The sequence below is a fragment of the Jatrophihabitans telluris genome, assembly GCF_023516435.1.
Classification (GTDB): Bacteria; Actinomycetota; Actinomycetes; order Mycobacteriales; family Jatrophihabitantaceae; genus Jatrophihabitans_A; species Jatrophihabitans_A telluris.
The window spans coordinates 2,685,565-2,707,748 of the sequence record NZ_CP097332.1; the positions used below are offsets into that span (position 1 = coordinate 2,685,565).

At 68.0% G+C, this 22,184-nt stretch carries 16 protein-coding genes; 4 read left to right on the plus strand and 12 right to left on the minus strand.

The annotated features are described in order from the left end of the window. The first annotated feature begins 1 nt into the window (after position 1). Positions 2-1,207, plus strand: a complete 1,206-nt coding sequence (locus M6D93_RS12545) for an acyltransferase family protein (RefSeq protein ID WP_249769575.1) — start codon at positions 2-4, stop codon at positions 1,205-1,207. Here the strand turns inward: M6D93_RS12545 and M6D93_RS12550 are convergent. Together M6D93_RS12550 and M6D93_RS12555 are read right to left on the minus strand one after the other, a co-directional pair. Further along, positions 1,129-5,268: an alpha-(1->3)-arabinofuranosyltransferase domain-containing protein gene (locus M6D93_RS12550; protein WP_249769576.1), complete on the minus strand. Its 4,140-nt coding sequence runs from the start codon at positions 5,266-5,268 to the stop codon at positions 1,129-1,131. The two genes, M6D93_RS12545 and M6D93_RS12550, sit on opposite strands and share 79 nt — an antisense overlap. Next, positions 5,265-6,002, minus strand: coding sequence for a class I SAM-dependent methyltransferase (locus tag M6D93_RS12555; RefSeq protein WP_249769577.1), 738 nt, complete (start codon positions 6,000-6,002; stop codon positions 5,265-5,267). Before M6D93_RS12555 ends, M6D93_RS12550 begins: the two co-directional genes overlap by 4 nt. Before the next feature lie 116 nt (positions 6,003-6,118). On the opposite strand from M6D93_RS12555, the gene M6D93_RS12560 reads away from it, so the two are divergent. Continuing rightward, on the plus strand, positions 6,119-7,222 hold the full coding sequence (locus tag M6D93_RS12560; protein WP_249769578.1) for a glycosyltransferase family 4 protein: 1,104 nt from the start codon (positions 6,119-6,121) through the stop codon (positions 7,220-7,222). Between the two features lie 36 nt (positions 7,223-7,258). On the opposite strand, the gene M6D93_RS12565 is transcribed toward M6D93_RS12560, so the two are convergent. Then, a complete protein-coding gene (locus M6D93_RS12565; RefSeq protein ID WP_249769579.1) occupies positions 7,259-7,405 on the minus strand; it encodes a DUF2613 family protein in 147 nt (48 codons plus the stop codon). An 18-nt stretch (positions 7,406-7,423) separates the two neighbouring features. After that, positions 7,424-9,196, minus strand: a complete 1,773-nt coding sequence (locus M6D93_RS12570; RefSeq protein ID WP_249769580.1) for an MmpA family trehalose lipid delivery protein — start codon at positions 9,194-9,196, stop codon at positions 7,424-7,426. A 190-nt stretch (positions 9,197-9,386) separates the two neighbouring features. Between M6D93_RS12570 and M6D93_RS12575 the strand changes: the two genes are divergently transcribed. After that, positions 9,387-10,706, plus strand: a complete 1,320-nt coding sequence (locus M6D93_RS12575; RefSeq protein ID WP_249769581.1) for a polysaccharide biosynthesis protein — start codon at positions 9,387-9,389, stop codon at positions 10,704-10,706. A gap of 128 nt (positions 10,707-10,834) precedes the next feature. Here the strand turns inward: M6D93_RS12575 and M6D93_RS12580 are convergent, their stop codons facing one another. Next, positions 10,835-12,295, minus strand: coding sequence for a lysophospholipase (locus M6D93_RS12580; RefSeq protein WP_249769584.1), 1,461 nt, complete (start codon positions 12,293-12,295; stop codon positions 10,835-10,837). 97 nt (positions 12,296-12,392) lie between these two features. Here M6D93_RS12580 and M6D93_RS12585 point away from each other — a divergent pair, with 97 nt between their 5' ends. After that, positions 12,393-13,097: a class I SAM-dependent methyltransferase gene (locus M6D93_RS12585; protein ID WP_249769586.1), complete on the plus strand. Its 705-nt coding sequence runs from the start codon at positions 12,393-12,395 to the stop codon at positions 13,095-13,097. Positions 13,098-13,179: 82 nt separating this feature from the next. Here the strand turns inward: M6D93_RS12585 and polA are convergent, their stop codons facing one another. The 7 genes from polA to M6D93_RS12620 form a co-directional block, all read right to left on the minus strand. Further along, on the minus strand, positions 13,180-15,945 hold the full coding sequence (gene polA / locus M6D93_RS12590) for a DNA polymerase I (RefSeq protein WP_249769588.1): 2,766 nt from the start codon (positions 15,943-15,945) through the stop codon (positions 13,180-13,182). Positions 15,946-16,045: 100 nt separating this feature from the next. Further along, positions 16,046-16,498 (minus strand): hotdog fold thioesterase, encoded by a 453-nt coding sequence (locus M6D93_RS12595; RefSeq protein ID WP_249769590.1) that lies wholly within the window; start codon positions 16,496-16,498, stop codon positions 16,046-16,048. Positions 16,499-16,568: 70 nt separating this feature from the next. Continuing rightward, on the minus strand, positions 16,569-17,153 hold the full coding sequence (locus M6D93_RS12600) for a GNAT family N-acetyltransferase (protein WP_249769591.1): 585 nt from the start codon (positions 17,151-17,153) through the stop codon (positions 16,569-16,571). Positions 17,154-17,394: 241 nt separating this feature from the next. Beyond that, positions 17,395-18,111 carry an ABC transporter ATP-binding protein gene (locus M6D93_RS12605; protein ID WP_249769592.1) on the minus strand — a complete coding sequence of 239 codons (717 nt, stop codon included), beginning with the start codon at positions 18,109-18,111 and terminating at the stop codon, positions 17,395-17,397. After that, a complete protein-coding gene (locus M6D93_RS12610; RefSeq protein ID WP_249769593.1) occupies positions 18,108-18,950 on the minus strand; it encodes an ABC transporter ATP-binding protein in 843 nt (280 codons plus the stop codon). The genes M6D93_RS12605 and M6D93_RS12610 overlap by 4 nt, the downstream gene beginning before the upstream one ends. Next, the gene (locus M6D93_RS12615) at positions 18,947-21,178 is read right to left on the minus strand and encodes a branched-chain amino acid ABC transporter permease (RefSeq protein ID WP_249769594.1); all 2,232 of its coding nucleotides are present in this window, start codon (positions 21,176-21,178) and stop codon (positions 18,947-18,949) included. Before M6D93_RS12615 ends, M6D93_RS12610 begins: the two co-directional genes overlap by 4 nt. Positions 21,179-21,189: 11 nt before the next feature. Next, positions 21,190-22,137 (minus strand): branched-chain amino acid ABC transporter permease, encoded by a 948-nt coding sequence (locus tag M6D93_RS12620; protein WP_249769595.1) that lies wholly within the window; start codon positions 22,135-22,137, stop codon positions 21,190-21,192. Positions 22,138-22,184 lie beyond the last annotated feature (47 nt).

Below are 22,184 nucleotides of genomic sequence, written 5' to 3' on the forward strand. Positions count from 1 at the left end.
CGTGAAGCCCACGGTAAGACCGGCCGGCGGACGGTTCGCCGCACTGGACGGCGTTCGAGCGCTGGCCGCCTACGCCGTCATCGGCACCCACGTCGGCTTCAACAGCGGTCGCACCCAGCATCCGGGCATTCTCGGGCCGGTGCTCGCGCGTCTGGACTTCGGGGTGACGTTGTTCTTCCTGTTGTCGGGCTTCCTGCTCTACCGCCCGTTCGCCCGACATTCACTCGGGCTGGACCCGCGGCCCAGAGTAGGAATCTTCTTCTGGCGTCGAGCTCTTCGCATCTTTCCCGCGGCCTGGATCTTCGTCGTCGTGACGCTTACCTGGCTCACCACGTACGCGGTGCATCCCACCGACTACCTGCACTACCTCCTTCTCATCCAGACCTATGACCATCACGACTACGACCCCAACCTGACGCACCTGTGGACCCTGGCGGTCGAAGTCAGCTTCTACCTGCTGATTCCCGCCTTCGCCTGGGTGTTCGGGCGCCGCTCGGCCGGACCGCTGAGCGCCGCCCGCCGGCAGCTGGCCGCGTGCGCCGGGCTGGGCGTGGTTGCGTTGGCGTTCAACGTCATCCAGGGCCAGCTGCCCATCAGCAACAGCCAGGCGTTGCTGTGGCTACCCGGCTACCTGGACTGGTTCGCCCTCGGGATGCTGCTGGCGTTGTTGACCTGCATCCCCGCCGAGCTCGGGGTCTGGCCCAGACTCCAACAGAACACCGCGGCCTGGGCTCAATCGCTCGGTACCTGCTGGGTGATCGCGCTCGTCGCATTCCTCATCGCGACGCTGCCTGTCGGTGTCCCGTACACCTTGGCACCGGCGACCTGGTGGCAGTGGACCGCACAGCACTACCTGTTCGGTCTGGCCGCGTTCTTCTTTCTGCTGCCGCTCGTGCTCGGACCGGCCAACGGGGTGACCAAGGCGCTGGGTTCGGAGATCGCCCACGAACTGGCGAACCTGTCGTACTCGGTGTACCTGTGGCACGTCCCGATCATGCTGCTGCTGCAACGCGAACTCGGCTATGAGTCCTTTCGCGGGCACTTCATGACCATGCTCGTCGTGACTATCGTCGCCACCACGGCAGTCGCCGCCGTGTCCTGGCACCTGGTCGAGCAGCCGTTGTTGGTTCACTTCTCCCGAGGCTGGCGCGGTCGCTCAGCGCCCGACAGGCACGCCAGTACCACTGCGAACACGCAGAGCAGCTGAGTCATCGGCGCGTTGGTACGGCTGAACAACAGACTGTGAGTACCTCCGGCCACGACCAACGCCGCGATGAGCAGCAGCACCGGAGGTAGGTAGGACCGGGCGAGATCTACCCGCCCGCGTAGGAAGAAAACCCCCGCGACCGCGGCGAGGGCCATCAGGCCGCCCTGTGCACCCGCGAGCAGGGCAGCCCCCGCGATGCTGGTGACCGCGTATGCCCACCACGTGGGCGAGACCGGCACGGTGCCCGGTAGTTCACGACCTCCCCGGACCCGCCACATGAGCCCAAGCAAAATGAGCACCGCGACCGCACCGGCGGCCAGACCGAGCTGGAAGGGTCGCTGAGGCGCATAGGTCATGATCACGGTCCCCGAAGACGCTCGCGGCACCACCCAGCCCTGCTCCCACCCGTCGACCCGGATCGGCCTCAGGCCGGCTCCGTTCAGACTTGCCCGCCAACCGGCGTTGAAGTTCTCCGCGACCACCAGCAGAGCTGGTGCGCCCGCGCGAATCTGCACCGCACGGTCGGTGGCCTGCCACTTCGAGACCTGCAGCCGCATCGCGGCGGGGTCGGCGGTCGCATTCAGTCCGGGCAGGCTGACGCCGGGACGGGCCAGCATGACCGAGTACGGCGCCAGGACGTCGTTACGGTCAAGTTCGAGGGTGTGCGTGCCCGCGCCGAGGTCGACCAGCGGGTCGCGGCCCGAAGCTCGGCCCGGGCAGAGTGACGCCGCTACCGGGCGACCGGCCAGCACGTCCGAGCGAGCTGCGTTCACACTGACCTGCCGCCGAACCCCGTCGATGTCGACGGTCAGCCCGGCCGAACAACCGACGCCGACCGCCGGGTCCGCCTGAGGTGAACGCACCGGGGGGAGAGCCTGAGCCTCACCGATACCGACCGACATGAGCGCGGTCGCCACCGTCGCGGAGTTGGAGTCCGTCCGCAGCTGGGCCTGCAGGACCGTGATGCTCAGGCTGCGGGCACGCACCGGGCGGGGCAGCGCGATCACGCCGTCCGAAGGCACCGGTCCGGTCCAGGACACCCCCGCCGCCGTGAGGCGAACTCTCACCGGACGTGCTGCCGCGGCGGCCGGCGGCAACGACACTCGCACTCCGGAGATCCGGCGCGGGGCGGCGTAGCGCAGGGTCAGAGTCGGCCGGGCGTCTCCCGCGGCGGCGCGCCAATAACTGGCCGGATCGCCGTCGACCGCGCTCTCGGCCCGCAATCTCGGGTCGGCCAGGAAGGTCGAGGATGCGCTCGCCTGCACCGCTGACCCCTTGTCCAGCAGGGCATTGAGGGCCTGGCCCGACCGGAACACGACCTGAAGGGAGAGCGCATAGCGACGGCCGACCGTCGTGACGAACCGCCGGCTGAGCGAGCTGTCCTCCTGACCCGTCTGCTGGTAGGCGGGCTCGCAGTACAGCAGGGAATCCGCCGGCAGGCACGGGCTTCGCTGCCCCGCGGCGACGTGGAAGAAGATCAGGGACGGATCGGAGGCACCCGGCACGGCCAGCAAGCGCCTCGGCTGGACACCGGGAATCGTCAGCTGGGAGAGGCCGACTCCGGCCCCCGGACCACCTCCGACGACCGAAGCGACCGAGACCGAGAGCTGGCGAGTCGAGCGCGCCGGCACGCGCACCGTTTGCAGACCGCTCGCCGGCACCACCCGAGCCACGCTGCTGCCGGCGTCGGTCCGGATCAGCACCCGGGTCGGCATGGGACCGAGGCCGGCGACGAAGTTCATCGAGACCGAGCCGATCATCTGATCATGGTCGAACCCGATCGTCAGCGACTGCCCCACCGCACCGGCGAAGGAACTGCTCTGCCAGGACGTGGCCGGATCGTCGTCGATCGCCGACCAGGCCCCGTGATCGGGTCCACGATTGCTCAGCGCGTACTGCGCGGCTCCGGACGACGTGGCGAGGACGGAGTTCACCCCGCCGGCATAGACGTATTGCGACAAGGCCGGCGTCGGATCGGGCAGGTAGTCCTGGGCCTTGCGCGCAGGCAGGCTGGCCTCGTCGTGGGCCAGGGTCACCGACTTGGTGAGCAGATTCGCGAAGCTGGCCTGCTGCCGTCGGAGCCCGTCGGTCAGCAGCGAACCGGCCTGCACGCCGGCGGCTTGGGCATCGCGGTCGAACAGCACGGCGGAGTTCGACGGCAGTCCGGCCGCGACCAGATCCGCGAGCTCGTCGGCCGATCCGTTGGCCGTCACCGCTGCGCCGGTCGGCAGCAAGCTGACCAGACCCGGACCGTCGACCGAGTTGACCGCGTTCACCGCGAAGATCTCGACGCTGGGCCGTGGCCGGGACAGTCCGCCGTCGAGCAGGTTGTTGGGCGAGTTGCTGCCGCCTACAGACGGGCCGAAAGAGGCGGACTCGCTGAAGCCGGGCGAGGTCTGCAGCACGTTGCGCACCAGGGACGTGGGCGTACTGACCGAGGTGAAGGTGTTCAGATCGTTGCGCAGCACCACGTAACCGATCCCCGCGCGGGCCAGCAACCGGGCCACGCTGTCGTCGGGTTGGCCCTGGGCGAGCAGTTGTTCGAAGGAGTCGAGCAACCGGATGTAGCCGGCCTGGGTGAGCGGGACCGCATCCCGCGTCGTCCAGGGGCTGGTGGCAACGGGTTGCAGGGCGTCGTCGGTGGTTTTCCCCCACAGATAGGCCGGTGCCGCACTGCCTGGTACGACCAGCGCCCGTCGTCCCTCGCTGTGGTCGGCGAGCCACGCGCCGGTCGAGCGCCACCAGCCGGGTTCGGTGGTGATCCGGGGGTTGGAAACCAATTGGCCGCTCAGGGCCGGGGTGATCGCGACGACTCCGACGACCACGAGCGCCATCGCCACGTAGCGGCGGACGGGAAGGGTGATCGTCGTCGACTCGCCGCCGGAGCCGCTGCGCCGGGGCACCCGGAACGATGTCAGCGCGGGCACCCCGTGGCGGCTGAGCAGGAAGCCGACTCCGAGCGAGAGGGGCAGGCGAACGACGGGATCGAACTTGTGAACGTTGCGGAAAGCGGCGAGCGGACCGTCCAGCGCGTGTCGCACGTCGGCGGCGAACAGCGGACCGGCCGACCCCGCGTGACCGAGACTGACCAGGACCAGCCCGATCAGCAGGGTCGTCCAGAGGAAGGCCCGGTGCCCGATATCGCGCCGGCTCAGGCCGGCAAGACCGAACCCGGCGGCGGCGGCGGTCGCCACGACGACAACCGGCGCCGAGGCGAGCACCCAGCCCGCGGGCCAGACCGACGGCCCGAGGTAGGCCTCCCAATGGGTGACCCCACGCAGGTCGGCGAACAGTGCGGTCGGTTGTGTGGTGGCCGCGGCGGTCTCGATCCAGTCGAGAAAGGGTGGGCTGTAACGGCCGAGCAACAACAGCGGGATCGCCCACCACAGGCAGGCCAGGGTCGTGCCGAGAACCCACCAGCCGGACAGTGAACGCCGACGGGGCCCGCGGTTGAACAGTAGCCACAACAGGGGAACCGGCAGGATCGCCAGGCTCGCGCCGGCATTGACCCCACCGGCGAGCAGCATGGCCGCCCCCGAGCGGAGGCCGGCCCGGCGCGTCGATCCGCCCCGGCTGCCCCGCACCAGCGGGATCAGGACCCAAGGCAGCGCGGCGACCGGCATCAACTCGGACGAGATCGAGGTCAACTCGCTGAGCATCCGAGGCGCAAGGGCGTAACACAACCCGGCGCCGACACGCGGCCACAGTCCAGCGGTGCCCATCAGCCCGCTGAGCCGCACTACCCCGAGGAACGCCACGACGACGAGGACCGACTCCCAGGACCGCTGGATCACCCAGGGGTCCAAGCCGAGACTGTGCAACAGCCCGAAGAACGGCCCCATCGGAAAGAGGTATCCGTAAGCCTGGTTCTGAAGGACACCGGCGTTGGTGATCGGGTCCCACAGGCGCAGGGCGCGGCCGAGGAAGCGCCACGGCGAGACGACGAGGTCGAACTTGGTGTCGGTCGCGGTGTCGCCCGCGCTCTGCCAGAACACCAGCAGCACCAGGGACAGGCAGACCGCGAACAACTTCAACCGGTGCAGGGTCGGCGGTGCTTTCATCGACGCCGCAACACCATCACGATGTTCCACACCGCGAGCTCGCGCAAGCCGGGTACCCGCACGATCCACCAGGCCCAACGCGGGTGATAACGCGGGAAGCACTGGAGAATCTCGACGTCGTCGCGGGACCGGGCCCAGGCCAGCAGCTCCCCCACGCGATAGCCGAACAGCGTTTCACCGTAACGGTTCTTCGGTTCGTGGCCGGTCCGCCTGCGGTAGCGGCGCCGGGCGTAGGCGCCCCCGCCGAGCAGGTGCCAGGGTGCGGTCTCGTGCCCACCCCACGGCGAGAGCCAGGGCGTGAAGGACAGGTAGATGACGCCGCCGGGGCGGGTCACCCGCACCATCTCATCTGCCATGGTCCACGGATGGGCGACGTGTTCCAGGACGTTCGAGCTGTAGGCGATGTCCACCGATTCCGAGAGCAACGGGATCATCTCCCCCGACCCCCGCACGCTGGTGATCTCGACGGGTCCGTCGCTCGGGGCGTCGATCTCCAGGCCCAGGTAGCGGGCACCCGCGGCGGCGAAAGCCCGGCCGAAGTACCCGGGTCCGCCCCCGACGTCCAGCAAGGTCGCCGAGGCCAGCGGCACGTAGCGTCGCAGCTGGTCGACGGAATCCTCGGCCAGCGCCGTGTAGAAGCGGTCCGGTTCGCTCTGTTCAACCAGAAACAGCCGAAACAGCCGTATCGACCGGCCCAGATCTGGGCGGGACGACGGTGGCGAGACGGCGGACATCGAACGCACGCTACCGGTTGGTAACAGAATCGCCCACACCGGTTCACCGAACCGATATCTGGGCTACTCTCCGGTAACCCCAACCGCTGCGCCGCCCTTTCGGAGGATCCACCTCGGTGCCCAACGCGAACAAATCCGTCGCCTTCCTGGTGTGGCGCGACACCAGCCATCCAGAGGGTGGTGGCTCCGAGGTCTACGTCGAACACATGGCCCGCTGGCTCGTCCGCGACGGCCATGACGTCACCATCGTCTGCGCCGCACACGATCGCGCTCCCGCCGACGAGGTCCGCGACGGCGTTCGATTCCGCCGGCGCGGCGGCTGGCTGTCGGTATACCTGCACGGCTTGCTCTACCTGCTCAGCGCTCGGGGTCGGCGTACCGACATCGTCGTCGACGTCCACAACGGCATTCCGTTCTTCAGCCCGCTGGTTCGACGACGCGGGTTGACGGTGCTGGTTCACCACGTCCACCGCGAGCAATGGCACATCGTCTATCCCGGCCTGCGCGGTCGCATCGGATGGTGGATCGAATCGCGGCTGGCGCCGTGGCTGTACCGGTCCGCGGCCTACCTCACCGTCTCCGAGTCCACTCGTGCCGACCTCGGTGCCCTCGGTGTCCATGCCGATCGGATCGCCGTCGTACACAACGGCATCGACGTGCCCCACCCGTCCCGACTGCGACCGCGCTCGGACACGCCCCGCATCTGCGTGCTCGGCCGGCTCGTGCCGCACAAGCAGGTCGAGCACGCACTCGCCGTCGTCGCCGCCCTGAGCGAGCGGCTACCGGACCTGGGGCTCGACGTGATCGGCGACGGCTGGTGGCGCGCCGAACTGGATGCCGAAGCTGCGCGGCTCGGGGTGGGTGACCGGGTCCAGTTCCACGGGCAGGTCAGCGACACCGACCGCGACGAACTGCTCGACGCCAGCTGGCTGATGCTCGCCCCCTCGGTCAAGGAGGGCTGGGGGATCGCCATCATGGAGGCAGCAGCCCGCAGCGTCCCGACACTGGCCTACTCAACCGGCGGCGGCGTCACCGAGTCCGTCGAAGACACGGTCACCGGACTGCTGGTCGACGATCTTGCGGGGCTGATCGCCGAGACCGGCCGCCTACTCGATGACAGTGAAGCCCGACTGACCATGGGCAAAGCGGCTCGGGCCCGTGCCGAGAACTTCGATTGGGCGACGTCCGGACGACTGTTCTCGCGTCAGCTCTTCGGCTGATCCGCTACCCCGTCGCGCGTCGGCAAACTCAGCTGATCAGCGGTTTCCGTAGTCGACGATCTGCGTGTTCGCCGGGTTGTGCTTCGGAGCGGCCGTCGCCGAGGACACCACACCCGCCACCGCGACCCCGGCCAGAGCGGCACCCACGATGCCGGACAGGATGAGCGAGATGAGCTTGGCCACGGGATCTCCTCGGTTAAGTTACCGGCGAGTGTAGCAACGACGAGCCGCCGCGACAGCTATTACACCGAGACTGAGAACGAGCGCGCCGGCCACCAGCGCGTCGACGGCGATCAGCACCGTGAGCCGGTTCCCACGAAGAGTCCGATCGGGCGTCGCGGTATGACCTGGTCCGCCTTTTGCCGGGGCCGGCACCTGGTAGAGCGCCACCGAGTTGTCCTGGTAACGCATGGTCAGTCCCGACAGATCCACAGCGCTGGTCGCATCGGCGCCGCCGCCATCGCGTTCGACCCAGACCCACCGAACCCCGTGATCAGCCAACGCCGTTGCCAGGCCGACCGGATCACTCCCCCGGCTGGCCAGCACCGCCGCCAGAAGGGCGGCCTGCGGATCCTCTCCGGCCAGGCGGCGACCGTCCACGACCAGCCGGTCATCGACCAGGACCGGTTGGCTCAACCAGCGAGGCAGCGGGTCGATCACGTTGACGGCGGACACCCACGGAAAGCGGCGATAGGACGCGAACGGCAAGGACAACACCGTGCCCGACGGTCCAGCGGCGATGACGTCACGCGCGGCGGCCCAGCCCTGCGGATAGTGCACCGGGGTGATCGTCGGACGCATCGACGCCGCGGCGTCCGGAAGCAGGGCCACCGGTACGAACAGCGCGACCGCAAGCATCACCACGACCGAGCCCACGCTGCGCCCCCTCAGCGCGGCCACGGCCTGATCCACGAGCAGCGCGGCACCGAGCACCGCGACCATGACCAACGGAATCAACCACTTCTGGCTGTCGCGCCAGAGTCCGGCGCCTGGTACGTGCTCCACGGCCCAGCGGACCACACCACCGCCGCCGGGCACCGAGGAGACGGCGGCGAACACGAAACCCGCGGCGGCCAGCGCGGCCAGGCGCGGCCATTCGGTGCGGTCCGACGCAGGCGACAGGGTCCGGCGCCACCACAGGAAGGCCGCCAGCGCCAACACCACCAGTCCCGTGCCGAGGTAGCCGAGTAGGCCGGCCCGACTGTCCGGCGTCGCCGTCCGGTCCCAGATCCCCCCCAGACCCAGCAGGCTGAGCAACACCCCGCCGGCCCGCTCGGACCGGGCCGCGAACACGGCCACCGCGGCCGGATCGCTCACTGAACTCGCCGAGCCCAGCACGGCCGGGAGCACCCAGGCGAGTTGCGCCAGTCCGGCGAGGATGAGGACCGCGCTGCTGCGAAGCCAGGTTCCGGCGACGAGCACGACCGCCGCCGCCGCACCGATCAAGGCACCGGTCGGCGTGATCGACGCGAGCGCCACCGAGGCGAACAGCGCCGCCCAACCGACCGTCCGCCGCTCGTCGGCCCGGACGGACCGCGCCGAGACGGCGATCCACGGGAGCGCCGCATAGGCGTAGAGCAGCGCCCACTGACCCAGCGCGAGGCGCTCGACCACGAACGGGTTCCAGACCGCAAGTCCGCCGGCCAGCAGCAGCGCGGGGAGAGAACGAGGCCCCAGAAGCCGCAGCATGCCCCACGCCGCGAGCGGCAGCACCAGGCCGACCAACACCCGTCCGAGCAACGCGCCATCGATGATGCGACTGCCCAGCGCGACCAAGGCGTCCAGGGGAACCGCACGCGGGCTGCCCGCCCCGGCGCCGGCCGAAGCGCGGGTCAGTGGCTGCCGGGGGGTGAACACCATGTCGCGACCGAGCAGATATCCACTGCGATGCATCGGCCAGAGCAGCACCGCGGTCAGCACGAGGGGCCAGCCCACGACCAGCACGCCTACGCGGCGCCGCTGCCCGTGGGTCACAGGCGATCGCGGTCCGTCGACGCCTGTTGCGGGCGTCCTTCCAGCCGTGGGCACCGCCGAAGCCTACGATGCGTGCAAGTCCGCACCGCTGGTCCCAGCTTCGCGGAGGGTCGTCCGGACCGGGGCAGGCTCCGGCCCTAGGTGGTACCGGTCCAGACTGTCCGAGCAGTGACGCAGAGGGGTCGATCGCGTGGGCGAACCTGGTCGCACGCCGGCGGGCGAAGCTGGTCGTACGCCGGTGGCCGAACAGTCCTCCTCCGCACGCCTGGCCCGCGGCCTGCTCGGCGTCACCACCGCGGCGATGCTCGGAAACCTGTTCGCCTACGTCCTGCTGCTGGGCGCGGCCCGGGTGTTGGCGTCCGCGGACTACGCCCATCTCGTCGCACTGCTGAACGTCCTGCTCGTCGGCTCCATCCCGGCGTTCGCACTGCAGGCCATCGCGGCCCGGCGGGTGGCGCTCGGGCAGACCCGGGACCTGGTGCTCGTGGGGGCGTTGATCTCGTTGGCCGTCGGCGTGATCTTCCTCGTCCTGGCACCGGCCGAACAGCGCTTCCTACGGATCCCGGGCATCACGGCCGAGCTGCTGATCGCGATCGCTCTGCCCGCGATCGCCATGCAGGGGTTGGTGCAAGGTGTGTGGCAGGGCCGCCAGGGCTTCACCGGGCTGGCCGGCACCACCTTCGTCGGGATGCTCGGTCGGCACGGCGGTGCGTTGTGCGGATTGGTCATCGGACGCAGCACGACCTCGGCGGCGACCGGAATCGTCATCGGCGTCGGCCTTGCCTGTCTGGCCAGTCTCTGGCCGCTGCGCGAGCATCGCCCGCGACCCCGGAGCCAAGCAACGGCCCAAGGCGAGGCCGAGCCGCCACCGGGGCGCGACCCGGGCCGGCTCGTTCGGGAGTCGTCGGAACTCATCGCCGAATGCGGGCACGCCGCGCACGCCTACGGTGTCTTCCTGCTGCTCAGCGTTTCCGACGTGCTCGTTGCCAACCACCTGCTGCCCACCCGGGAGGCCGCGGTCTACTCCGCCGGATCCGTGATCACCAAGGCCGCTCTGTGGCTACCTCAGTCAGCAGCCAGCGTGCTGTTCGCGTCGTTGACCGACGAGGGCCGCCACCGGGGTCTGTTCCTTCGAGCCGCCGCGGCCGTCGCCGGGCTGGGCGTGATCGTCACGGCCGCCTGCTTCACCGTCGGGCGGTTCGTCGCCTTGGCCGTCGCCGGTGACAAGTACCCGGAACTGCACGACACGGTGTGGCTGTTCGCCGCGCTCGGCAGCGCCCTGGCGATCACGCAGTTCTGCATGGTCACCGGCCTGGCGGTGCGCAGCCGGCGGGTCACCTTCGTCGCGTGGACGGCCGTCGTCTGCGAGGTGATCGCGGTGTACGCCCTTCCCGACCCCATGACGGTCACCGACGTCGTCGCCACGGTCGCCGGAGTGAACCTGGTGGCCGCGCTGGCCTGCGTGCTGGCCCGAGCACACACCGGACGCCCCGTCGGGCCGGTCAGCTGATCATCGAACCTGCTGGGTGGGCGGCTGAGTGGGCGGCTGTGGTGCGCGGCTGTGGTGGGCAGCTGTGGTGCGCCGCTCCTGTGCGCCGCTCGTGCGCGCGGCTCGTGCGCGCCGCTCGTGCGCGCGGCTCAGCCCTTCTCGTCGCCGGGCCACGGACCCGGGGCGAAGACCGGGGCGTAACCGTCGCCGATGGCCGAGACCAGCCCGGACTGCACCGGATACGCCGAGCGCCGCACCCAGTTGTCCAGCACGGAGATCAGGCCCAATCGCTGTCCCATGGAGAAGTTGCAGTGCCCGGCCCCGTACGGCGCGCCGGTGGACTCGGAGAAGGTGGCGGGCGGTGCGATGAACAGCTGTACGAGCTGCCCGGAGCGGCCGGCCACGCGGGTGCGGGCAGCCAGGACCGATTCGTTCTGCACCAGCACCAACGGGTCTGCCTCGGTGTGCAGCGTCACCGTCGGCGCGCTCAGCTGTCCAGTGGTGTCACCGAGCTTCTCGATCGCGGTGCGCGCGGCCGTGTCGGCACTGACGCGAGGCAGCGAGGCGAGCGCCGACTCGAGCTTGGTGACCGAGCCACCGACCGTCGAGATCAGCTGGTTCTCAGCGGCGTCGATGCGCGCGGGGTAGTTTGCGTCGGTGTTCTGGGACGGATCTCCACCGACGCGTTGTTCCAACTCGTAGCGACCACTGGTACCGAACGCCAAGGCGGTGAGCAGCGCTTCGACGCGCGCCTTGACCTGTGAGGTGACGTCATGGCCGTCGTAGGTGCCGGTCGCGGTGGGGGCATTGACCAGCGCGGCGATGAACAACACCTTGGCGGTGCCACCCCCACTGATGTCCGAGGCGGCCTTGACCACGGCCTTCTCGGCGTGAGTCCAGTTGGCGGCGGCGTCCTCGGCGCTGCTGTACCCGGTCAGTTTGAGCTGCGGATCGACCAGGGCCTTCACCGCGAACGCGACGTCGAGCGCCACGTCGAAGTTGTAGTTGGGGCCAGCGACGGCACCGCACATCGGTGCGGCACCATCGACCCAGGCCGGATTCTTCTCCGCGATGATCTGGGTGATCAGACCGCCGAGCGAATCACCCCAGACGTAGGTCCGGTTGGGCTTGCCGACGAGGCTGACGAACTTGTCGTGGAGCTGCTCACCCGCGCTGACACCGTCTCCGACCGCCCAGCCATTGCTCTTGTAGGACGAACCGGCCAGGGCATAGCCCTCCGACAGCAGTTTCTGACTCAGCTCGTCACTGCCGCTGCCGTCGGAATCGGTCGAGGTCACCTGGGCGTTGGTCTCGACCGCGGAGAACGTCGGTGGAGCGGGGGCGGCGAATCGGTAGCCGTGCGAGTACAGCAGCAGCGTGCCGTTCCACTTCTGGGGAAGCTTGATCGTGTATTTCGCGCCGTCGATGTCGCCCGTGCACTGAGCGGCACAGTTCTTCATGGCAACGGAGTCGGACCTCGACTGGACGGCCTTCTGGCGACCGGTCAACGGCGTCGAGGTGTCGGCGGCGCACGCCGCGGTGGCGAGGGTCGCCAGCAGGGCCACGGACGGCACAAACCTGGTGGCTACTCGTCGGTAGGTGGTGGGCATGGCGATATCCAACACCGCCGGGCGGACGTTGTCTGCGATCTTGTGCGCGGCGTGGCGACATCGTGACCATCCGCGCGGTGTCGCGTATGGTCCTGCCGTGCCCGACACCTCATCCGAACCGGCCGGCCCCGCGTTCACCGCCACAATGGCCGTCGCGGAAAGCATCGGCGGATGGCTGACCGCAGCACAGGCCCGGGTGCTCTGGGATGAAGCGGCGACCCTACCGGCCAGGAGCCGGATCGTGGAGATCGGCTCGCACCAGGGCCGCTCGACGGTCGTGCTCGCCCGCGCCGCACCGGAGTCGACGCTCGTCGCGATCGACCCGTTCATTGCCGGCGCGTTGTTCGGTGGAGCGGCGACCAAGGACAAGTTCGCGGCCAACATCGATCGTGCCGGCGTGGCGGGCCGGATCGAACTTCGCGAAGCGAAGAGCACCGATCTGCGCCCGACCTGGACGGAGCCCATCGACCTTCTTTACATCGATGGCAAGCATGACTACTGGACCCTGAGCGACGACCTGCGCTGGGCGGAGTTCGTCCGGCCCGGCGGCATCGTGCTGATTCACGACGCCTTCTCCTCGATCGGTGTCACCCTCGGGCTCCTGCGGCACGTGCTGTTCGGCTCTCGGCTGCGTTACCTGGACCGGCAGACCTCGTTGGCCCGCTTCGCCGTCGAGCCGCCCCAGTTGCGGGACCGGGCACGGTTGATGGGTCAGCTGCCCTGGTGGGTGCGCAACGTCGTCATCAAGGTTGGGCTGCGGGCGGCACGGCCGTTCGGCAACACCACTCCGGATCCGTACTGATCGGATCCGTACTGATCGGATCCGTACTGATCGGGTCCGTACTGATCGATCCGACGCACTGGATCAGTGGCCGCCGTGTTGATCAGTGCGCGGCGGTGTCCCAGTTGGGACCGACCCCCACGCTCACATCCATCGGTACTGTCAGCTCGGCGGCCGCGGCCATGTCCCGGCGAACGATCGCCTCAACCGCGTCCCGCTCGCCGGGGGCGATCTCCAGGACGAGTTCGTCGTGCACCTGCAGCAGCAAGCGCGAACGCAGCTGAGTCTCGCCCAATGACCGCTGCACATTCAGCATCGCGACCTTGATGATGTCCGCCGCGCTCCCTTGGATCGGCGCGTTGAGCGCCATCCGTTCGGCCATCTCACGACGCTGCCGGTTGTCGGAGTTGAGGTCGGGCAGGTACCGGCGCCGCCCCATGATCGTCTCGGTATAACCGCTCTGTCGCGCGTCATCGACGACCGAGTAAAGGTAGTCACGTACGCCGCCGAAGCGGGCGAAGTACGCCTCCATCTGGCCCTTGGCCTCGTCCGGGGTGATCTTGAGCTGCTGAGCCAGGCCGTAGGCCGACAGGCCGTAGGCCAGGCCGTAACTCATCGCCTTGACCCGTCGTCGCAGATCGGAGTCCACCTGTTCGGGCTCGAGCCCGAACGCGCGCGAGGCGACGAAGGTGTGCAGGTCCTCGCCGGAGGCGAACGCCTCGATCAGGCCGGCGTCCTCGCTCAGGTGTGCCATGATCCGCATCTCGATCTGGCTGTAGTCCGCGGTCATCAGCGACGCCATGGGACCGGAGTCGTCGCGGCCGACCACGAACGCCTCTCTGATCCGGCGCCCTTCGGCCGTACGGATCGGAATGTTCTGCAGATTCGGGTCGACGCTGGACAGCCGACCGGTGGCGGCGATGGTCTGATTGAACGTGGTGTGGACCCGGCCGAGGTCATCGATCATCGGGAGCAGCGAGTCCACCACGGATTTCAGGCGGGAGACCTCCCGGTGCCGCAACAGGTGCGAGATCAGCGGGTGGTCCGTCGTCTCGGCCAGCCAGGCGAGAGCGTCAGCGTCGGTCGTGTACCCGGTCTTCGTGCGCTTGGTCTTCGGCAGGCCCTGTTCGTCGAAGAGGATCTGCTGGAGTTGCTTGGGCGAACCGAGATTGAACGGTCGACCGACTACCTGGTGGGCGTCCGATTCCGCGTCACGCACCGCTGCTCCGAGCTCGGACTGCAGGGCCTCCAGGTGACCGGCGTCGACCGCGATGCCGGTGCTCTCGATGTCGGCGATGACGAAGGAGAGGGGAAGCTCCAGCTCCGTGAGCAGCTTTCCCCCGTCGCGGTCGGCGAGTTCGCTGTCGAGGGCATCAGCCAGGTCACGGATCGCGGCGGCCTTGACGCCCTCGATCTGGGCCCGCTCGTCGTCGGATTCGTCGACCCCGCCGTCGAGGGTCAACTGTCCGCCGGTGTCGACGTTGTCGTCGCGTAGTTCTCGCTTGAGGTAACGCAGGGACAGGTCGTCCAGATCGAAGGTTCGCTGACCGGGTTGAACGAGGTAGGCGGCCAGTTGAGTGTCGGAACTGACCCCGGCCAGGGACCAGCCCAGCTGTCGCAACGCCAGCAACGGGCCTTTGACGTCGTGCGTCGCCTTGGCAACCGCATCGTCGGCCAGCCATGCTCGCAGGGCCGCTTCATCGGCCGGAGCCAAGCGGGTCGGGTCGAGCCAGGCGGCCGTCCCGTCCGGCGAGGCCAAGGTGATCGCGGTCAGCACTCCGGCGCCGCGGCCCCAGGTGCCGCTGAACGCCACACCGACGCGACCGACACCGCGGGCATGGTTGTCCAGCCAGGACGCGACCTCGTCGACGTCGGGTCGGGCAACAGCGATGTCGAATCCCTCCGCCGCTTCGGGTTCGGCCGAGGTCAGGGTGGCGAAGAGTCGTTCCCGCAGCACTCGGAACTGCAGGTTGTCGAACAGGCGATGGACCTCGTCGCGATCCCAGCTCTGGCGCGCGAGTGACTCCGGACGGACCTCGAGAGGAACCTCGCGCACGAGTTTCGTCAGCTGGGCGTTGCGGAGAACGGAGCCGAGGTGCTCTCGCAGCGCGTCGCCGACCTTGCCCTTGACGGTGTCAACCTGGTCGACGAGTGCGGTGAGCGAGCCGTACTCACGGATCCACTTCGAGGCCGTCTTCTCCCCCACGCCTGGAATCCCCGGAAGGTTGTCGCTCGGATCGCCCCGCAGAGCGGCGAAGTCCGGGTACTGCGCCGGCGTCAGCGCGTACTTCGCCTGGACCTCCTCCGGCGTGAACCGGGTGAGCTCGGAAACCCCTTTACGCGGGTACAGAACAGTGACCGAGTCGGTGACCAGTTGCAGTGCGTCCCGGTCGCCGGTGCAGATCAACACGTGCATGCCCTGCTCGGCGGCCTGCGTCGTCAGGGTCGCGATGATGTCATCGGCCTCGAAACCGTCGACCGACATCGTAGGAATGCGAAGCGCGGCCAGCACTTCTTGAATCAGCCCGACCTGGCCGCCGAACTCCGAGGGACTGGTCGATCGATTGGCCTTGTACTCGCTGTACTGCTCGCTGCGGAAGGTCTTGCGGCTCACGTCGAAGGCGACGGCCAGGTGCGTCGGTTCCTCGTCGCGCAGCAGGTTGATCAACATCGAGGTGAACCCGAAGACCGCGTTGGTGACCTGCCCGGTCGTGGTGGAGAAGTTTTCCACCGGCAGCGCGTAGAACGCGCGGTAGGCCAGCGAGTGCCCGTCGAGCAGCAGGAGTTTGCCGCCGGCACCGGATGCGCCCGCGGCGAACTCGGACGCCGGAGCGGTACTGGGGGCGGCTGGCTCAGCGGTACTCGTCACGGTGCCCGAGTCTAGGCGGACCCACCGACACAGGGTCGCGCTGCGGGCGAAGCCTCAACCAGAGGCTGAGACCCTGCCGCGGCAGCCGATAACCCAGAACTCAGGCCGGCCCGGCCAAGCCGGCCTGGTGGGCCGGGCGCACGGCACAGGTCAGCCGCGCGGTGCAGGTACGCCGGCCCCGCTCGTCGGTGATGACGATCTCGAAGCTGGACATCGTCCGACCGACGTGCAAAGGCGTGCACACGCCGGTGACCAGGCCGTCCGTGGCCGAGCGGTGGTGACTGCAGTTGAGTTCGACGCCAACGGCGATGTTGTCGGGTCCGGCGTGCAGCGCCGCCGCGTAGGAGCCAAGGGTCTCGGCCAGTACCGCCGACGCGCCTCCGTGCAGCAGGCCGTAGGGCTGCCGGTTTCCGGCCACCGGCATCGTGCCGCTGAACCGGGACGGATCGGTGTCGATGATCTCGATTCCCAGCTTGTCGACCAGGAGCTCGTTCCGGTCGCGCCAGCGCTCGTCGATGGAATCCAGAAGGGCCTGTTGGGAAGGAGAGATCATGTGCACTTACCTACCACAGCGGCGCCGGGGTTCACCCCACCGAGAGGCTCACCTCATATCGACGGCAGTCTCAGGCGCCCCGGCCGATGACCCGGTTCGGCAGGACGCCGCGAACGGTCCGCCGCCGCCGCAACGCCACGCGGTCGATCGAGTCGGCGATACCCAGGCTGCGTCGCAGCGCCGAGACCGACGCGATCCGCCGGACGACCAGCGGTGCGAAGCCGAGCCGGGCGAGGTACCGGTTGGCATCGCGCGCGGCCGCCTGGACGCCGACGACCACGTGGTCGATATCGCGGTCCTCCGCGTGCCGTACGGCACCGGTGAGCAGGGCCCGCCCGGCGCCGCGGCGGCGGTAGGACGGTGCGACCAGCAGGTGCGAGATGTACATCGTCGAAGTCGGCGCGAGCACGCCGACCTGCTCCTCCAACAAGACCGAGAACCCGACGAGCTTGTCGTGCTCCTCCTCGACCGCGACCAGCACCAGCCGGTCAGGGTCGGACAGCAGCAGGGAGTACCGGTCGGCCAGCGTGGTCGTGTCACCCTTGCGACCGCGGCGACCGATGTGTTCGGTAACCCCGTTGTCCTCGGAGAGAGCGATCAGTTCAGCGATATCGGATGGCGAAGCGGGTCGCACCCGCACATTGCCTCGCGACACGAGTCTCTCCACTTCTGCAGAAGAACGCTTCGCCGACGATCAGGACCGAGCCTTGAGCACCACAGATGTCGCGGGCCGAAATTGTTGGCTTCGCAACCAAATCTCTGGAGGCACCCTAGCGTGCGAATCGCTCGCCCAAAAGAGTCCGTCGGAAGTGATCGCGATGCGAAAACCGCCCGTCACATCCCGAACACAAACGGTGACTAATTTGCCCCGATTGCGGCCGGATGCCCAAGTCAGTCTACGAAGCGATCTCCTCGCCCAGGTAAGCGGCCCTCACCCGGTCGTCGGCGAGCAGTTCCCGCCCGCTTCCGGTGAGCACGATCTCGCCGGTCTCCAGGACGTAGCCACGGTTGGCCAACCCCAGGGCCTGCGCCGCGTTCTGCTCGACCAGCAGGACGGTTACCCCGTCGTTGTTGATCTCGCGGACGATATCGAAGATCTGCTTCACGATCAGCGGAGCCAGGCCCATCGACGGCTCGTCCAGCAGCAGCAACCGCGGTTTGCCCATAAGCGCACGCCCGATCGCCAGCATCTGCTGCTCGCCGCCGGACAGCGTGCCGGCCAGCTGCTTGTAGCGTTCCTGCATTCGCGGGAAGAGCTCGAGCACGTGGGCCAGCACCTGCTCGTCCGGCTTCTTGAACCGGAAGGCGCCCATCTCGAGGTTCTCGGCCACCGTCATCCTCGGGAACACGTGCCGCCCCTCGGGAACGTGACAGATTCCCAGGTTGATCAACTCGTGCGCCGGGATTCCGTCGATGCGCCGACCGTCGTAGCGAATCTGGCCCAGCGCGGGCCGCAGCATGCCGGACACCGTCTTCTGGGTGGTCGTCTTGCCCGCGCCGTTGGCGCCGAGCAGGGCGACGATCTCCCCCTCGTTGACCTCGAACGAGACGCCCTTGAGCGCTTTGATCGCGCCGTAGCGGACCTCGATGTCGTCCACTTCGAGCAAGCTCATGCTGACTCATCCTCCGTCGTGCCGAGGTAGGCGGCGATGACCACCGGGTCCTTCTGGATCTCCTCCGGGGTGCCTTCGGCGATCTTCTCCCCGAAGTTCAGTACGACGAGCCGGTGCGCGATGGACATGACCAGTTTCATGTCGTGCTCGATGAGCAGCACCGACACGTCGTCTTCCCGGTTGATCCGCTGGATCAGGTCGGCCAGGTCCCGCTTCTCGGCGGGGTTGGTACCGGCCGCCGGCTCGTCCAGCAGGATGACGCCGGGGTTCGTGCCCAGCGCCCGGGCGATCTCCAGCCGGCGCTGCTCACCGTAGGCCAGCGAGCCGGCCAGCTCGTTGGCGCGTTGGGTCAGACCGACGAAGGAGAGCAGCTCATAGGCCCGCTTGGTGCTCTCGCGCTCCTCTCGGCGCTGCCACGGCAGTCCGAGCATCGCCGAGACCGGGCCGGCCTTCTGCCTGGTCTCCACACCCACCTTCACGTTCTCCAGTGCCGTCAAAGCCGGGAAGAGACGGATGTTCTGAAACGTCCGCGCCACACCCATCCGGTTCACCACATGGGTCTTGGCGCCGAGCACGCTGGTCGGTGTGTCCCCGACACGGGCAGCGAGATTGATGCTGCCCTCCTGCGGCGTATAGACCCCGGTGAGCGAGTTGAACAGCGATGTCTTGCCGGCGCCGTTCGGACCGATGATGGCCAGGATTTCGCCGCGGTACATCTTCAGTGACACGTCGTTGAGACTGGTCACGCCGCCGAAGCGCAGCGTGACATGGTCCACGTCGTAGATCACGTCTCTGGTTTGAGCCGGCCGCGCACCGGCCGAGTTGTCGACTGCGGTCATGCCGTCACCCCCATGCCTTCTCCTTCGGGAACCGCGCTGACCTCCGAGGACGCATTCGTGTGCAGCCCTCTCAGTTCCGCCGCGCGCCGCCGAGCCGGAATGAGGCCGGCCGGACGGAAGATCATCATCAACAGCACGACCGCGCCGATCCACATCTGGCGGTCCTCGGCCGGAACCTGGTCCTTGAGGAACTCCGGCAACCACGTCAGCACCGCCGCACCGGCCATCGCGCCCGGCAACGAACCCATGCCACCGAAGACCACGTAGGCGACGACGAGGATCGAGTTGTTCAGGACGAAGTTCTCCGGGTTGATGTAGCCGATCTGCGATGCGAAGAACACGCCGGCCACGCCGGAGGTCGAGGCCCCGATCGCGAAGGCCAGCAACTTCACCCGGGTGGTGTTGATACCGGTGGCCTGGGCGGCGATCTCGTCTTCGCGAATAGCGGCCCAGGCCCGTCCCAGCCGGGAGGCTTCCAACCGGTTGAACAACACCACGACGATGACGATCAGGACCAGGAGCAGGTACCAGTACTGCAGGTTGTTCTGTCCCCAGGTGAACTTCAGCGGGCCGAGGTTGATCTTCGGGTGCGGAATACCGAAGGCTCCCTTGGGCCCGTTGGTCACGTTTCCGGGGTTGTTGTTGGCCGTGATCCGGATGATCTCACCGAAGCCCAGCGTCACGATGGCCAGATAGTCCCCGCGCAATCTCAGCGTTGGTGCACCCAAGGCCACACCGGCGATGAGGCAGATGGCGATCGCGAAGGGAATGGCCAGCAACGGGCTCAGGTGAAGCCACGACGGGGGTCGGTGTGGTAGCGCACCGGTCAGGTACGCCGTTGTGTACGAGCCGATCGCGTAGAAGGCGATGAACCCGAGGTCGAGCAGGCCGGCCCAGCCGACCACGACGTTCAACCCGATGGCGAGCAGGACGTAGATGCCGATCTCGGAGACCAGCACCTTCTGCCAGAAACCGGTCGCCGTCGGCGGGTAGAACAGGGCGGCCGCCAGGATGGCGAACAGGAACACCTTGGAACTGCCGGTTGCACTGAAGGATCGGCTCAGCGTGTCCGAGGACTGCGCGGCCGGTGCGGCGTCTTCGACCGACTCGGTCCTCGACCCGACTCCGGCGGCCACCAGCCCGGCACCGGCCAGGACGAAGAACGCCGCGCAGGCCATCCAGCCGCCGGAACCCAGGTTCTGCCATGGGCCGGTCGCGCCGTCCACTCCCGCAGCGGCGGCCAGATCCGTCATGTCGTACATCGTGATCAACGTCAGCAGCAGCGCCACCGCGCCGATCAGGGCGGCGGCCAGGCCGAGGATGCGGTGGCGCAGATACGTCGCAGCGGCGGCCAGACCGAGCGTCACGACGAACAGCGCGTATCCGAGCCACGCCAGGTACTGGAAGGCGAGATTGGCCAGTCCGTTCCCCTCGAAGTACGTCTTGGCGTCGGACAGCGTCTGGTTCGACCCCTGCGGGGAGAACCAGGTCGCCTGCACGAATCCGATGGCCCCGACGAGCAGCCCGAGCGCCACCAGCGGCATGCCTGGTCGCCACGCCAGAAGGCGGTTCAGGAATGCGCGGCTGTCGGCGACGTCCGACTTGGCCAGCGCCGTGGCCGTAGCGGCCGCCGCGATGGTCAGGTAGCCGATCAGCAGAACGCCGCCGCCGAGCGAGTGGTCCGGAGTCCCGAGGAAGTCCCGAACCGATCCCTGGGCGGTGTAACCCCAGATTCCCCCGACGACCGCGAGGCCGGCGGCGACCCAGGCCAGGATCCGCTGCGACAACAGAATCGCCGCGCTGGCCAGGCCGAACACGACCACGAACAGGATCCAGGACAGGTAGTTGGAGAAGAACAACTTCGCCGTCGGCGCCAGGCCACTGGTGTTGGCGGCTTGACTGGCGACCGAACTGAACTTGCCGTTGCCGACCCGGCCGTCATCGGACCACTTCAGCAATGTCTGCGAGGCCAACACCGTGATCGCGCCGACCGCGAGTGGACGCACGCCCGGACGCAGCAGGTAAGGAGTGATGTACGGCCAGAACGTCATCGCGACGAAGACCAGCACGCCGATGAGAACGAACAGACCGATGCGCGGCGAGAAGATCGCCTGCCGGAAGGCCAGCCCGTAGTCGTTCTGCGAGCCTTCCTGATTGCCGATCATCAAGGCGAGCACGAAGGCCAGAGCCATGCACCCGCCGAAGCGCTTGACATGCGGGGAGGACAAGAATCCATTCTTCATGCTGCACGCCCCAAACGCTCACCCAGAATACCGCTGGGGCGGACGACCAAAACGAGAACAAGTACGACGAAGGCGACGACATCGGTCCAGCCGATACCGATCCACGCATGGCCGTTCCACGGTGCTGTCGGCACGAGATTCTCCACGACGCCGAGCAGCAGGCCGCCGATCATGGCGCCTCGAATGTTGCCGATACCACCGAGAACCGCAGCGGCGAAGGCCTTGACGCCGGGCAGGAAGCCCATGATGTTGGAGAACGCGAAGGCGGTGCCGAACAGGAATCCGGCCGCGCCGCCCAGGGCCCCACCGATGATGAAGGTGCGCGAGATGGTCTTGTCGATGTTGATGCCCATCAGCGCCGCCGTCGGCGCATCCTCGGCCACGCCGCGGATGCTGCGCCCGAGCTTCGTACCGCTGACCAGCCGATCCAGGAAGATCATCATCACGACGGCGGTCACGATCAAAGTGGCCTGGATGACCGTCAGACTCGCGCCGCCGATCGACAGGATCTCGCGGTTCTGCTGGAAGTACGGCGGGAACTGGTTGTTGGTGAACCGGTTGAACATCTTGCCGGCCAACTGGGACAGGAAGAACGACATTCCGATCGCGCTGATCAGGAAGGCTAGTTTGGGGGCCCCTCTACGTCTGAGTGGCCGATACGCCACTCGCTCCAGACTCCAGGCGATGACGGCGCCAGTGATCGCGCCCGAGCCGAGTCCGAGAATGAAGACGAAGGGAACGCCCCACCACGGCAGTGATTTTCCGTCGCCCACCACGGCATGAATCACGATGTAGCTACCGAAGGCGCCGGACATGAACACTTCGGAGTGAGCGAAGTTGATCAGCTGCAGAACGCCGTAGACGAGGGTGTAACCGAGCGCGATCAGCGCGTACATGGAACCTCGGGTTAGTCCGAGGATCAGATAGTTCAAGAAGTCGGTCATCCAGAGTGCCTTCCAGTTTCGTGCCTGCGGAAAACAGATGCTGAAGA